This is a genomic window from Yersinia sp. LJYL362 (assembly GCF_048323875.1).
In genome coordinates, this window is record NZ_JBLWEX010000188.1 from 1 (window position 1) to 14,235 (window position 14,235).

Genomic DNA, 14,235 nt, shown 5'->3' on the forward strand with positions numbered 1-14,235 from the left:
ATGTCAGTGTTACAACAAGGATAAGACGTATGTCTTTACTGAATATTTTTGATATTGCCGGTTCTGCATTATCAGCCCAATCGCAGCGGTTGAACGTTAGCGCCAGTAACATGGCGAACGCCGACAGTGTAACCGGCCCAGACGGTCAACCTTATCGCGCCAAGCAAGTGGTGTTTCAGGTGGCGGCTCAGCCGGGGCAAGAAACGGGCGGTGTACGTGTGGCACAGATAATCGATGATCCGGCACCGGATCGCTTGGTCTTTCAACCCGGCAATCCGCTGGCTGATGCCAAGGGGTATGTTCGGATGCCAAACGTTGATGTGACCGGCGAGATGGTGAACACCATTTCAGCTTCGCGCAGTTATCAAGCCAACGTTGAAGTATTGAATACGACCAAATCGTTGATGCTCAAGACGCTGACACTGGGTCAATAACAGGAGCCTGCATAAATGGCCATTACGAATTCCCTGACCGATAGTGATTACGGTATTAACAGCACTACCGGTACCAGTTCGACCACCGGCAGTAGCAGCCAAGATCTGCAAAACAGTTTCCTGACATTGTTGGTGGCACAGTTAAAGAATCAGGACCCGACCAACCCAATGCAAAACAACGAGTTGACTACGCAATTAGCGCAAATCAACACCGTGAGCGGCATTGAAAAGTTGAATACTACGCTGGGTTCTATCTCCGGTCAGATTGATAACAGCCAATCCTTGCAGGCGAGCAGCCTGATTGGTCGCGGTGTGATGGTTCCGGGAACCAACGTGTTGGCTGGCAGCAAAGATGGCGTTGTGACAACAACACCGTTTGGTGTTGAGCTGGAGCGTGCCGCAGACAAAGTGACGGCCACTATCACCGACAGCAATGGCGTGGCTGTCCGAACCATTGAGATTGGCGGCCTGACGGCGGGTGTGCATGCCTTTACCTGGGATGGTTCGCTGGAAGCTGGCGGCAATGCACCGGATGGCGCTTATACCGTCACTATCAGTGCGACTAATGGGGGCGCACAAGTGGTTGCCACACCATTGAGTTATGCCATTGTCAACGGCGTCACCCGTGGTGGCGACGGCCCTAAATTGGATCTCGGCCTGGCAGGCACTATCACGATGGATAAGGTCCGTCAGATCTTATAAATCATCTGGTTGGCCGAAGAAGTAGCAAAAAACATTAGGGTGAAGCAATCATTCGAACTGATTCACCATCATTTTTAAAAGTAGCGTTTGATATGTCATCAATGCTTAAGGTCTTTCACGGACCCCGAATCTAACGGAGAAGAAAATGGGCTTTTCTCAAGCAGTCAGCGGTTTGAACGCAGCATCCAGTAACCTGGATGTGATCGGTAACAACATCGCCAACTCGGCGACGTCAGGTTTTAAAGCCGGCTCAGTTTCTTTTGCCGATATGTTTGCCGGCTCTCAGACCGGGATGGGCGTTAAAGTCGCAGGCATCACTCAGGACTTTAACGATGGTACCACTACCACCACTAACCGCCGTCTGGATCTGGCTATTAGTCAAAGTGGTTTCTTCCGTATGCAAGACAGCAGTGGCGGTGTGTTATATGCCCGTAACGGCCAGTTTAAACTGGATGAGAACCGCAATATCGTCAATATGCAGGGCCTGAGCTTAACCGGCTACCCGGCAACCGGTACCCCGCCGACCGTACAGCAAGGGGCGAACCCGATAGCGCTGTCTGTGCCGCAGAATATGATCCCAGCCAAGGCGACGACCTCGGGCACTATGGTCGCTAACCTGACCTCAACCCATGATGTTATTCCTGTTGCTACTACTTTTGATCCCACCAAGCCTGACACCTACAGCTTCGTCAATAACATGACCACCTTCGATAGCTTGGGTAACCGCCATGAAATCAACGTGTTCTACGTTAAACGCTCAGAAAGTACCACGGCGGGTAACACCTGGGATGTCTACACCCTCGATAGCAGTGCTAAACCAGCTGCAACAGCGGATAAACGCGGCTCCATGACGTTTGATACCAACGGCGCACTGCAAAGTGTCACCAATGGCACTAATGCAGCCAGTACCACTGACTTCACATTGACTATCCCAATGGGCGTGGTTAACGGCGCTCCGGCACAGACTTTCACGCTGAGTGTGGCGGGCAGTAAGCAACAAAATACCGGTACAGATAGCATTGTCACCCAAACTCAAACTGGCTACGCCGCCGGTGAATTTACGGGCTTCCAGATTAATAACGATGGCTCGATAGTCGGTACCTATTCCAATTCGCAGACTCAATTGCTCGGTCAAATCGTGATGGTCAACTTTGCCAACCCTGAAGGTTTGTCCTCCGAAGGCGATAACGTATGGAAAGAAACACTTTCATCCGGTAACCCAATCCTTGGAACGGCGGGCAGTGGCGGTTTCGGTACATTGACCAGCGGCGCACTGGAATCCTCTAACGTGGATTTGAGTAAAGAACTGGTCAATATGATTGTGGCGCAGCGTAACTACCAGTCTAACGCGCAAACCATCAAAACCCAGGATCAGATCTTACAAACTCTGGTTAACCTGCGTTAATCGAACTGACGGGACTCGCTCATGGATCACGCAATATATACCGCAATGGGGGCTGCACGGCAGTCACTCGAACTGCAAGCGGTTACCGCTAATAACCTGGCCAATGCCTCGACGCCGGGTTTTCGCTCGCAGTTGGCGGCGATGCGGGCTGTGCCTATTGATGGGCCAAGTATGGCCACTCGCACTATGGTCACAGCATCGACCCCCGGCGTAGATATCAGCCAGGGGACGATGAACTACAGCGGTCGCCCGTTGGATGTGGCCTTGCAGCAAGATGGCTATTTGGCGGTTCGACTGCCCGATGGCACTGAGGCTTATACCCGCAACGGGAATATTCAAATCTCAGCTGATGGGCAAATGACGGTACAGGGTTACCCGTTAATGGGTGATAACGGCCCGATTGAAGTGCCTCCGCAAGCGGCTGTCACCATTGCTGCCGATGGTACTATTTCGGCGCTGAACGCCGGTGACTCACCGAATACCATCGCGCAGCTTGGGCAGATTAAACGGGTTAGAGCAACAGCGGGTGAAGTGATGCACGGTGATGACGGCTTGTTCCATCTGACACCTGAGACGCAGCAGGCGCGGGGTGCTCAGTTGGCGAATGATCCACTTATCAAGATTATGCCGGGCGTGCTGGAAGGCAGTAACGTGAAAGCGGTTGAAGCCATGACCGACATGATTGCCAATGCCCGTAGTTTCGAAATGCAGATGAAAGTCATCCACAGTGTGGACGAAAACGAACAGCGCGCTAATCAACTGTTAGCAATGAGCTAAGCGCCTAGGCGCAGAGGAATAAACTGATGATCCGATCACTCTGGATTGCCAAAACCGGCCTGGATGCCCAGCAGACCAATATGGATGTTATCGCCAACAACCTGGCGAACGTCAGCACCAATGGCTTTAAACGCCAACGGGCGGTTTTTGAAGATTTGTTATACCAAACCATGCGTCAACCGGGAGCACAATCTTCCGAGCAGACCACCTTGCCATCGGGTTTGCAGATTGGTACCGGTGTTCGTCCGGTTGCCACTGAGCGTTTGCACAGTCAGGGTAACTTGTCCAAAACCGATAACAGCAAAGATATCGCCATCAAAGGTGAGGGGTTCTTCCAGGTGCAAATGCCTGATGGCACCAATGCCTATACCCGCGATGGGTCTTTTCAGGTTGACCAAAATGGTCAGTTGGTGACATCGGGTGGTTTTCAGGTGCAACCGGCTATTACCATTCCAGCGAATGCGTTAAGCATGACGGTTGGGCGCGACGGTATCGTCAGCGTGACTTTGCCGGGGCAAACAGCTATCCAGCAAGTTGGGCAACTGACATTGACGACCTTCATCAACAACAGTGGTCTGGAAAGTGTTGGTGAGAACCTGTATCAGGAAACCGCCAGTTCCGGTGCACCGAATGAAACTACGCCGGGTCTGAACGGCGGCGGCTTGTTGTATCAGGGGTATGTTGAGACGTCTAACGTCAATGTGGCGGAAGAGTTAGTCAACATGATCCAGACGCAGCGCGCCTATGAAATAAACAGTAAAGCGGTTTCAACTTCAGATCAGATGTTGCAAAAACTGACACAGCTGTAAATCCGCTCTCGGGGGGCAATGATGTCCCCTGATTGCCGCAGAATAATGAGTCTTTGGGGCTGACCTTGCCAGCCTCTAACAGGTTACAGGACAGATAATCAGAGATGGATAGAAAGCCGCTGCGTAAATTAGCTGAGTTGAGATGGGTGGGGGCGCCTTTGATGGCGACGCTGCTACTCAATGGCTGCGCGTATATTCCGCACAAATCACTGGTAGATGGTTCGACGTCTGCCCAGCCTGCTCCTGCCAGTGCGCCGCTGCCGAATGGCTCTATTTTCCAGGCTGCCCAGCCGATGAACTATGGTTATCAGCCACTGTTCGAAGACCGTCGCCCACGGAATGTCGGTGATACGCTGACGATTACTTTGCAGGAAAATGTCAGTGCCAGCAAAAGCTCTTCAGCCAATGCGAGCCGTAATGGTTCCAGCAAATTTGGTGTTGCTACTGCTCCTCGCTATCTCGAAGGGTTACTGGGTAATGCACGCGCGGATATGGATATTTCTGGTGATAACACCTTTGGTGGCAAAGGTGGCGCCAATGCGAACAACACCTTCAGTGGCACTATCACGGTGACCGTTGATCAAGTGCTGGCTAACGGCAACTTGCATGTGGTGGGTGAGAAACAGATAGCCATTAATCAGGGCACCGAATTCATTCGCTTCTCTGGGGTAGTCAACCCGCGCACCATCAGCGGCAGCAATACCGTGACCTCAACTCAGGTGGCAGATGCACGTATCGAGTATGTGGGTAATGGTTATATCAATGAAGCGCAAACCATGGGCTGGTTGCAGCGGTTCTTCCTTAACGTTTCGCCATATTAAGAGGCCCATTGATGCGTAAACAGTCACTTATCACTCAATTTATACTGCAGCTTGTTGTGCTGTTCACGCTGGTGTCATCACCGGCGTCAGCCGAGCGTATCCGCGATTTGGTGACCGTTCAGGGCGTGCGCGATAACGCATTAATTGGTTATGGCCTGGTGGTCGGTTTAGATGGTTCCGGTGACCAAACCATGCAAACACCGTTTACCACGCAAAGTCTGAGTAACATGTTGTCCCAATTGGGGATTACCGTGCCACCGGGCACCAATATGCAGCTTAAAAACGTAGCCGCAGTGATGGTTACCGCTAAGTTACCGGCGTTTTCCCGTGCCGGGCAAACCATTGATGTGGTGGTGTCTTCAATGGGGAATGCCAAAAGTATTCGTGGTGGTACGCTGCTGATGACCCCGCTAAAAGGGGTCGATAATCAGGTTTATGCCCTGGCTCAGGGTAACGTATTAGTGGGCGGGGCGGGTGCATCTTCTGGTGGTAGCAGTGTTCAGGTCAACCAATTGACGGGTGGGCGCATCAGCAATGGTGCGACTATTGAACGCGAACTGCCAACCACCTTTGGCACCGATGGGGTGATAAATCTGCAATTGAATACTGAAGATTTCACCACAGCACAGCAGGTCAGTGATGCCATTAACCGCCAACGTGGCTTTGGTTCTGCCACCGCCATCGACGCCCGGACTATTCAGGTTTTGGTGCCGCGCGGCAACAGTTCGCAAGTGCGTTTCCTGGCGGATATCCAGAATATCCCGGTGAATATTGATGCAGGCGATGCCAAGGTCATTATCAACTCCCGTACTGGCTCGGTGGTGATGAACCGCAATGTGGTGCTGGACTCCTGCGCTGTAGCGCAAGGGAATCTGTCGGTAGTGGTGGATAAACAAAATACCGTCAGTCAACCTGATACACCTTTCGGTGGTGGTCAGACGGTGGTGACACCGAATACTCAGATTTCCGTTCAGCAACAAGGTGGCGTATTGCAGCGCGTTAATGCCAGCCCAAATCTGAATAATGTGGTTCGGGCTTTGAACTCACTGGGCGCAACCCCGATTGATTTAATGTCTATCTTGCAGGCGATGCAAAGTGCTGGCTGCTTACGGGCTAAATTGGAAATTATCTAATGAGTGATTTGATGGCAAGGTCCGGCAGCGCCAATGAAATGTTCGGGGCGGCTTATGATACCCAATCACTGAACAGCTTAAAACGCGATGCGGCAAGAGATCCCGATGGCAACCTAAAGAAGGTTGCGCAGCAGGTGGAGGGGATGTTTGTGCAGATGATGCTGAAAAGCATGCGTTCTGCTTTGCCGCAAGATGGCGTTATGAACAGTGATCAAACCCGTCTCTATACCTCAATGTATGACCAACAGATTGCTCAGCAAATGTCGGTCAAAGGGTTAGGGCTGGCGGATATGATGGTGGAGCAGCTTTCGGGTACCACTTCACCGAGTGAAACTGCCGGTACAGTGCCAATGATGTTGGATAACGAAGTCTTGCAAACCCTGCCTGCGCAGGCATTGGAGCAAATGGTGCGTCGGGCAATACCGACACCACCGGCCAACAATTCAGCGTCACTGCCACAAAGCACCGGTAACTTCGTCGCACGTATGTCGATTCCGGCACAAATTGCCAGCCAACAGAGTGGTATTCCGCATCAGCTTATTATGGCGCAGGCCGCGTTGGAGTCTGGTTGGGGTCAGCGAGAGATCCCAACAGCTGATGGCAAAAGCAGCTACAACGTCTTTGGTATCAAAGCAGGCAGCAACTGGGATGGTCCGGTCAGTGAAATCACCACTACGGAATATGAGCAAGGTGTGGCCAAGAAAACCAAAGCCCGCTTCCGGGTTTATGGCTCCTACGTCGAGGCTGTCAGTGATTATGTCAAATTGCTGACGCAAAATCCGCGCTACGCCAATGTCGCTGCTGCCCAAAGCCCTGAACAAGGCGCGCATGCTTTGCAACGTGCCGGTTATGCGACTGATCCGCAATATGCCCAAAAATTGGTGAGTGTCATTCAGCAAATGAAGAATGCCGGCGAACAGGCGGTAAAAGCCTACAATAGCGATCTGAGCCAGCTGTTCTAATAGGCTATTTTACATGGCATTTTGGGGTTGGGCAGTGTTTGGACTCCAAAATCTCCAATATCTATTGGTGAGGGAGGATAGGCAGAAGAGTAAAGCGTCCGCGCCAGGGAGGGCGCGGCTCGAGCCCCCAGGGAGGCTTGTTTTAACAAAAGAAGTACGGCGTCTTTATGATCTGCCTGTCCTCACTGTAACGTACGCGACTTTATTCATTGGTTTTACTGGCAATAACACCCATATTTTCACTCAAGTTTTCCAAACTCGGGCCGATACTCTGAATAGGCTGTGCGGGGGCTTAGGTTTCCTCAGGCAGTATCCCCATATTAATAAATGCAGGTGTGCGATGTGAATCGCCTGCGGTAAAAGGATCTCTTCATGTCCAATAGTTTAATGAATACTGCGATGAGTGGTCTGAGCGCAGCACAATATGCCCTGAGCACCGTCAGTAATAACATCACCAATTTCCAGGTAGCCGGTTATAACCGTCAGAACACCATTTTTGCACAAAATGGTGGGACATTAAGCCCAGCGGGTTTTATTGGTAACGGTGTGTCCGTGACCGGTGTTAACCGTGAGTATAACGCCTTTATTACCAACCAATTGCGTGCCTCGCAAACGCAAAGCAGCGGGCTGACAACCTATTATCAACAAATTTCGCAAATTGATAATTTACTGTCCAATACTTCAAATAACATCTCAACCACCATGCAGGACTTCTTTAGTAACTTGCAAAATCTGGTGAGTAATGCGGGCGATGACGCTGCGCGTAAAACAGTATTAGGTAAAGCTGAAGGGTTGGTTAACCAATTCCAAAATGCCGATAAATATCTGCGTGATATGGATACCGGCGTTAATCAAAAGATAAGCGATAGTGCGACGCAAATTAATAACTATGCCGAGCAAATCGCCAAGCTAAATGACCAGATTACCCGCCTACGTGGTAGCAGTGGTAGCGAGCCAAATGCCTTGCTCGACCAACGTGACCAACTGGTAACCGAGTTAAACAAAATTGTTGCAGTGACGGTAACCCAGCAAGATGGCGATACTTACAATGTGTCATTTGCCGGTGGTTTGTCTCTGGTTCAGGGGCCGAATGCCTATAAAGTGGAAGCTATTCCCTCCAGCGCCGATGCGACTCGTCTGACATTGGGCTATAACCGCGGCTCTGGCGACACCATGGAGATCGACGAAAGTCGTCTGACTACCGGGTCACTGGGTGGAACCTTGAAATTCCGCAGTGAAGCGCTGGATAGCGCCCGTAACCAATTAGGGCAATTGGCGTTGGTGATGGCTGATAGCTTTAACACCCAACATAAAGCTGGCTTTGATGCTAATGGCGATGCGGGCACTGACTTCTTTAGCTTTGCCCAACCTACAGCGCTAAAAAATGCCAAAAATCAAGGTGATGCCGGTTTAAGCGTGGCTTACACCGATACCTCTAAAGTGAAAGCCAGTGATTATAGCGTGGAATTTGATGGGGCTAACTGGCAGGTCACACGCTTGTCGGATAACACCAAAGTGCCTACCACGGCGGGTACGGATGCCAACGGTAAGCCGACGCTAAACTTTGACGGTGTGGCGGTCAGTATTGATAACGGCGCAACCGGACCGCAAGCCAAAGATAAATTTACTATCAAAACTGTGTCCAATGTTGCCGCTAACTTACAGGTCGATATTAAAGACTCCAGCATGATTGCCGCGGGGGGTACAGCTAATGGTGGTGCGAGTGACAACGTCAACGCACAAGCACTGTTAGACCTACAAACCAAGAAGCTGGTTGATGGTAAAGCAACACTTTCAGGTGCTTATGCCGGGTTAGTCAGTAATGTGGGCAACCAGACAGCTACGGCGAAAACCAACAGCACGGCACAGGCCAACATCGTTACCCAGTTAACAGCAGAACAGCAGTCAATTTCCGGGGTAAATCTGGATGAAGAGTACGGCGATTTACAACGTTTCCAGCAATATTATCTGGCGAATGCGCAGGTGATTCAGACTGCTTCAACTTTATTTAATGCGCTGCTGGACTTGCGCGGTTAAGTTTGGTCAGCGGCAGGGCGTTGATGCCGCTACTTATCTCATTTTAGGTTTAGTCAGTATTGCGCTCAATGCGGGAAAACTGACTAAGCTGTTGCTAAAAAGGAACTGACATCGTGCGCTTAAGTACCAGCATGCTGTATCAGCAAAATATGCAGGGCGTCACTAATGCCCAATCCCTGTGGATGCAGTCGGGCCAACAACTCTCGACGGGCAAACGGGTGGTCAATCCTTCTGATGATCCGATGGCGGCATCTCAGGCGGTTATGGTGTCACAGTCCCAGTCGGAAAATAGTCAGTACACCTTAGCGCGAAGCTTTGCGCGTCAAAGTTCCTCGCTGGAAACAACTGTATTATCACAGGCGACCTCCACCATTCAGTCAATTCAAAGTCTGATCATTGGTGCTGCTAAAGACTCTTTGAGTGATGATGACCGGGCGTCAATGGCAACACAATTGCAGGGTCTAAAAGACCAGTTGCTAAATCAGGCCAACTCAACTGACGGTAATGGCCGCTATATGTTTGGTGGCTTTCAAAGCGAGAAAGCGCCTTTTGCGGTGAGCAATACAGGTGAAGTGACTTACGTAGGGGGGGACGTCGCGATTCAACAACGGGTAGACTCGAACCGTACCATGACGGTGGGGCATACCGGTTCCAGCGTATTTATGGCATTAACCAGCAATGCGACACCAGAGCCAAATGATGTGAATGGTGATCCGGTGGCCGCCGAAAGCAATATCTTTAATACCATCGACACGGTTCTAAAATCATTGAAGACTCCACTGCAAGGCGCAACGGATGCTGTGAAGCAACAGGCTTCTGATGAGATGGATAAAGGTATCCGTGGCATGGCTAACTCACTGAATAACGTGCTGTCAGTACAGGCTGAGATTGGTACGCAATTACAGGAATTAGACAGTCTTGACAGCCTGGGTTCTGATCGTACCTTGATCAACAAACAGCGTTTGAGTGATTTACAAGATGTGGACTGGAACTCGGCTATCTCGTCTTATGTCATGCAGCAGGCTGCATTGCAGGCGTCTTACACCACATTCACCAATATGCAGGGTTTGTCTCTGTTCCAACTGAATAAATAATCTGTCTTCTACCTGTGGGCCAGCCCCGCAGGTTCCCTCTTAGGTGTACTTAAACCGGGTACACTTTTTGGTATGTCACCTTTCCCACTAAGGTTTGGGGTGACATACCTTCTTTTCTATCCGTCATCTTTCAAGTTGCAGCGGTGTTGGCTGTACTCACTTACCCGAATCACTCACTGCAATCTTAAATTCTAACTTGCCAGGCCACTTAGTACCCCCGCCAGGCGGTCAAAAAACTCGCCAAACAGATGCTCAGTAAAAGGTGCCAATAACGGCATGATTAATCCCAGCGAGATAATACCGACCGTCAATGTGAGAGGGAAACCAATAACGAAAACAGAAAGTTGTGGTGTCATGCGGTTAAGCATCCCTAACGCCATGTTTAGGGTCAGTAACAGAGTAATAAGCGGTAATGCCAGCATCAGTCCATTCATAAAGATCAACGAACCGGCCTGGGTTAACGCCAGGAAACCATTACCATTAAGCGGTTCGAACTGGATAGGTAAGGTATGGAAACTGTCAGCTAATAAAGAAATCAGCCATAAATGCCCATCGAACGAGAGAAATAACAGCATCGCTAGCAAGTTTAGCAACCGGGCAAGCACTGGCATATTCGGCCCGCCGGAGGGGTCAAAGAAGGTGGCGAAAGATAAGCCCATTTGTAAACCAATCACTTCACCGGCCAATCGGATAGCCGCAAAAGCAAACTGCATAGTCAAGCCGATAGCGACGCCAATCAATACCTGCTGGCCAGCGACCCATAAAGCCCCGCTGGAGACTAAAGGGATATTTACCGGTGGCAGGGATGGAGCAATCAGAAAGGTAATTAATACCGCCAGACCGACTTTCACTTTACGATTTATCTGCTTCTCGCTTAATACCGGCGCGGTGGAGATCAGCGCCAATATGCGGATCAGTGGCCAAAAGTATTGGCTGACCCAGACGCTAAGTTGAGTGGTATCAAGAGAAAGCATGCTTAGCCAATCAACGTTGGCAGGCTGGTGAACAAATTACGCATATAGTCGAGGATCAGGCTGAGCATCCACGGGCCAGCAATAACTAAAGTGGCGAACACCGCCAGTATTTTGGGGATAAATGACAGTGTCATTTCGTTAATCTGTGTCGCGGCTTGCAACAGGCTGACAATCAAGCCACTGACCAATGCCGCCAGTAATAATGGCGCGGCCAATGCAAGGGCTATCTTCATTGCCTCAACGCCGAGGGCCATTACCGATTCAGGTGTCATGACGTATTTACCTTAGCTATAAAAACTCTGCGCTAACGAGCCGAGTAGCAACTGCCAACCATCAACCAACACAAACAGCATGAGTTTAAAGGGCAACGAGATACTGGCGGGCGGAACCATCATCATCCCCAGAGCCATCAGCACACTGGCAACCACCAGGTCGATAATCAAAAACGGAATAAATACGGTAAAACCAATTTGGAAAGCGGTTTTCAGCTCGCTGGTCACATACGCCGGTAACAGAATGCGCAAAGGTACGACTTCAGGACCTTCCAGTGGCGGCAGATTAGCTAAACGGGCATACAGTGCCAGGTCAGATTCGCGGGTCTGGCGTAACATAAACTCGCGCAGCGGTTGTGAGCCTTTATCCATCGCCACTTCCATACTTATTTTGTCCTGGCTGAAGGGCAGATAAGCATCTTGATAGACCTTGTCAAACACCGGCGACATGATGAAGAAAGTCAGGAACAGCGCCAAACCCAGCATCACTTGGTTCGGTGGTGCTGAGGGAGTACCCAATGCGTTGCGCAACAAACCAAGCACAATAATGATGCGGGTAAAGCTGGTCATCATCAGTAATGCGGCAGGAAGGAAGCTCAGGGTGGTGATAAAGACCAGCGTCTGTACCGGTAAAGACCAACTTTGCCCACCATTGGCCAGCGGCTGGCTGATAATACCCGGTAGTTGCGCCATTGCCGCCGGAGAGCACAGCAGAGCGAGTAGCAGTAGGGGGGCTTTATTGATGAGCGGACGCAGGGACATCATGCCGATTTTTCCGGAGGTTTTGACTTCTTGTTTAATAGATAGGTGTTCAGTATCTGGCGAAAATCAGCCGGTTTTCCACTATCAGCCGACAGCGCGGTGTCGGTTTCGTCAACCGGTGGGCGTGGCAGAGTATGAAGCTGTGTCACGCTTTGGGCGGTGACACCCAATACCAGCCAGGTATTGTCCACCTCGACAATAACAACGCGTTCGCGCTGACCAACCTGACAACTGGCTCGTACATTTAACAGCTTATTGTTGCGGGCCTGTGGCGCAAAACCTAAGCGGCGCACCAACCAGGCGGCACATAAAATCAGCAGTAAAATACCGCCCAGCACCGAGCCAACTTGCGTCAATACCGAGCCTGCGGGCATCGCTGGGGCAGCTTGTTGCGAGGCAATACCCGGGTGACTGGCCGCAAATCCGGTAACAGGGGTTTGCGGTGTTGTCACCGGAGTATTTCCTAACACCGGCATATCGGCAGCCGGTGCAGAATCAGAAGATGTTGAGTCAGTGGTGGTTGTCGCCACTGTTTGCGCTGCGGTCATTAGCGACTCAGACGACGCATACGTTCTGACGGGGTAATAATGTCAGTAATGCGAACGCCGTATTTATCCGCCACCACCACCACTTCACCCTGCGCAATCAGATAACCATTGATCAGAATATCTAAAGGTTCACCCGCCAGGCCATCCAGAGAAACAACTGAACCTTGAGACAGGCGCAGCAGCTCTTTGATAGTCATTTTGGTGCGACCCAATTCAACGGTCAGCTTCACCGGGATATCAAGAATCAAATCGATATCTTGTAGATTACCCAGTGCATCAGGCGCTTCCAGTGATTTAAATACACCATCAGTAGTGGCCGCTGGCTTGTCCGATGCCAACTGCTCATTAAACGCATCAGCCCACAGATCGTCCACGGATTCCTTTCCATCATCAGACGGAAGCTTAGGGTCACTCATTGGGCTGTTCCTCATTCAGAGCATTCAAAATAGGGTTAATCAAATGTTCAACACGTAGGGCGTATTGCCCGTTTAATGTCCCGTACTGACTGGTCAGCACAGGTACGCCGTCGACATGAGCAATCAGTCGGTCCGGTTTATCTATCGGTAACACATCCCCCGGTTGTAGCTTGAGTATCTGCGACAATCTCAGCGGGATATCGACAAAATTAGCCACCAGTTCCAGCTCGGAATGCTGAACTTGCTTAACCAGTGTTTCACGCCAGTGACTGTCTTCCTGACGGGAATTTTCCAGTGGTGGATTGGTCAGCAGTTCGCGTAACGGCTCAATCATGGCGAATGGAATACAGATATTAAACTCACCACTCAACGCACCGATTTCCACCTGGAAAGGGGTCGTGACCACGATATCGTTAGGGGAGGTGGTGATATTGGTAAACTTCACCTGTATTTCAGAACGGACATATTCCACATCTATTTTATAGATAGGAGCCCAGGCGTCGCGATAAGCATCCAACGCTAAGCGCAACATCCGGTTAATAACGCGTTGTTCTGTATGCGTAAACTCGCGGCCTTCCACTTTGGTCGGAAAACGGCCATCGCCACCAAACAGATTATCAACTGCAATAAATACCAAACTCGGAGCGAAAACAAACAGTGCTGTTCCGCGCAATGGTTTCAAATGTATCAAGTTGAGGTTAGTTGGCACCGGCAAGTTACGGGCAAAATCATGGTATGGCTGAATTTTTATCGGGCCAACCGTGATGTCTGGGCTGCGGCGTAACAGGTTAAATAGCCCCATACGGAACTGACGGGCAAACCGCTCATTGATTATCTCCAGCGCATGGAGGCGCTCACGCACCACTCGCCGCTGGGTCGTCGGATCATAAGGCTTGACGTCTGTCTCATTACCGATGACAGCTTCGGGTTCATCACCTCCGCTGTCGCCGTTTAACAGTGCATCAATCTCTGCTTGTGAAAGAATGCTATCGCCCATAATGATTATCGCAATATAAATGCGGTAAACAGCACATCGCTGACTACCTGATTAGGTTGACCTTTAACCATTGGCGGGCTAAGAACGTTTTT

16 protein-coding genes and 1 pseudogene are annotated in these 14,235 nt (G+C 50.6%); 10 read left to right on the top strand and 7 right to left on the bottom strand.

The window, feature by feature from the left end; translation table 11 throughout:
* The first annotated feature begins 29 nt into the window (after positions 1-29).
* From flgC to flgL, 10 genes are all read left to right on the top strand, one after another.
* Positions 30-434, top strand: coding sequence for a flagellar basal body rod protein FlgC (gene flgC, locus ACNSO8_RS09355; RefSeq protein ID WP_005168794.1), 405 nt, complete (start codon positions 30-32; stop codon positions 432-434).
* 15 nt (positions 435-449) lie between these two features.
* Positions 450-1,136 carry a flagellar hook assembly protein FlgD gene (gene flgD, locus ACNSO8_RS09360; RefSeq protein ID WP_005160457.1) on the top strand — a complete coding sequence of 229 codons (687 nt, stop codon included), beginning with the start codon at positions 450-452 and terminating at the stop codon, positions 1,134-1,136.
* Between the two features lie 145 nt (positions 1,137-1,281).
* A complete protein-coding gene (gene flgE / locus ACNSO8_RS09365) occupies positions 1,282-2,541 on the top strand; it encodes a flagellar hook protein FlgE (protein ID WP_019080850.1) in 1,260 nt (419 codons plus the stop codon).
* Positions 2,542-2,562: 21 nt separating this feature from the next.
* Positions 2,563-3,318: a flagellar basal body rod protein FlgF gene (locus ACNSO8_RS09370; protein ID WP_019080849.1), complete on the top strand. Its 756-nt coding sequence runs from the start codon at positions 2,563-2,565 to the stop codon at positions 3,316-3,318.
* Positions 3,319-3,344: 26 nt separating this feature from the next.
* Entirely contained in the window at positions 3,345-4,127 is a 783-nt protein-coding gene (gene flgG / locus ACNSO8_RS09375; protein WP_019080848.1) for a flagellar basal-body rod protein FlgG, read from the top strand.
* A 104-nt stretch (positions 4,128-4,231) separates the two neighbouring features.
* Positions 4,232-4,948 (top strand): flagellar basal body L-ring protein FlgH, encoded by a 717-nt coding sequence (flgH, locus tag ACNSO8_RS09380; protein ID WP_005160434.1) that lies wholly within the window; start codon positions 4,232-4,234, stop codon positions 4,946-4,948.
* Positions 4,949-4,959: 11 nt separating this feature from the next.
* Positions 4,960-6,081 (top strand): flagellar basal body P-ring protein FlgI, encoded by a 1,122-nt coding sequence (locus ACNSO8_RS09385; RefSeq protein WP_019082868.1) that lies wholly within the window; start codon positions 4,960-4,962, stop codon positions 6,079-6,081.
* A complete protein-coding gene (gene flgJ, locus ACNSO8_RS09390; RefSeq protein WP_019080846.1) occupies positions 6,081-7,043 on the top strand; it encodes a flagellar assembly peptidoglycan hydrolase FlgJ in 963 nt (320 codons plus the stop codon). The genes ACNSO8_RS09385 and flgJ overlap by 1 nt, the downstream gene beginning before the upstream one ends.
* A 372-nt stretch (positions 7,044-7,415) precedes the next feature.
* A complete protein-coding gene (gene flgK / locus ACNSO8_RS09395) occupies positions 7,416-9,080 on the top strand; it encodes a flagellar hook-associated protein FlgK (RefSeq protein ID WP_050160637.1) in 1,665 nt (554 codons plus the stop codon).
* A 113-nt stretch (positions 9,081-9,193) separates the two neighbouring features.
* Complete coding sequence (flgL, locus tag ACNSO8_RS09400; RefSeq protein ID WP_019080843.1) at positions 9,194-10,174, top strand: flagellar hook-associated protein FlgL; 981 nt, start codon at positions 9,194-9,196, stop codon at positions 10,172-10,174.
* Positions 10,175-10,365: 191 nt separating this feature from the next.
* On the opposite strand, the gene fliR is transcribed toward flgL, so the two are convergent.
* The 7 genes and pseudogenes from fliR to fliL form a co-directional block, all read right to left on the bottom strand.
* Positions 10,366-11,148, bottom strand: a complete 783-nt coding sequence (gene fliR, locus ACNSO8_RS09405; protein WP_005168816.1) for a flagellar biosynthetic protein FliR — start codon at positions 11,146-11,148, stop codon at positions 10,366-10,368.
* A gap of 2 nt (positions 11,149-11,150) precedes the next feature.
* A complete protein-coding gene (gene fliQ / locus ACNSO8_RS09410) occupies positions 11,151-11,420 on the bottom strand; it encodes a flagellar biosynthesis protein FliQ (protein ID WP_005160414.1) in 270 nt (89 codons plus the stop codon).
* Positions 11,421-11,432: 12 nt separating this feature from the next.
* Positions 11,433-12,185, bottom strand: coding sequence for a flagellar type III secretion system pore protein FliP (fliP, locus tag ACNSO8_RS09415; protein WP_005160406.1), 753 nt, complete (start codon positions 12,183-12,185; stop codon positions 11,433-11,435).
* Positions 12,182-12,730 (bottom strand): flagellar biosynthetic protein FliO, encoded by a 549-nt coding sequence (fliO, locus tag ACNSO8_RS09420; RefSeq protein WP_172653647.1) that lies wholly within the window; start codon positions 12,728-12,730, stop codon positions 12,182-12,184. Before fliO ends, fliP begins: the two co-directional genes overlap by 4 nt.
* Positions 12,730-13,146 (bottom strand): flagellar motor switch protein FliN, encoded by a 417-nt coding sequence (fliN, locus tag ACNSO8_RS09425; RefSeq protein ID WP_005160399.1) that lies wholly within the window; start codon positions 13,144-13,146, stop codon positions 12,730-12,732. The genes fliO and fliN overlap by 1 nt, the downstream gene beginning before the upstream one ends.
* Positions 13,139-14,143: a flagellar motor switch protein FliM gene (gene fliM, locus ACNSO8_RS09430; protein ID WP_005160396.1), complete on the bottom strand. Its 1,005-nt coding sequence runs from the start codon at positions 14,141-14,143 to the stop codon at positions 13,139-13,141. Before fliM ends, fliN begins: the two co-directional genes overlap by 8 nt.
* A gap of 5 nt (positions 14,144-14,148) precedes the next feature.
* Positions 14,149-14,235 (bottom strand): annotated as a pseudogene (fliL, locus tag ACNSO8_RS09435) (flagellar basal body-associated protein FliL); the annotation flags it as partial.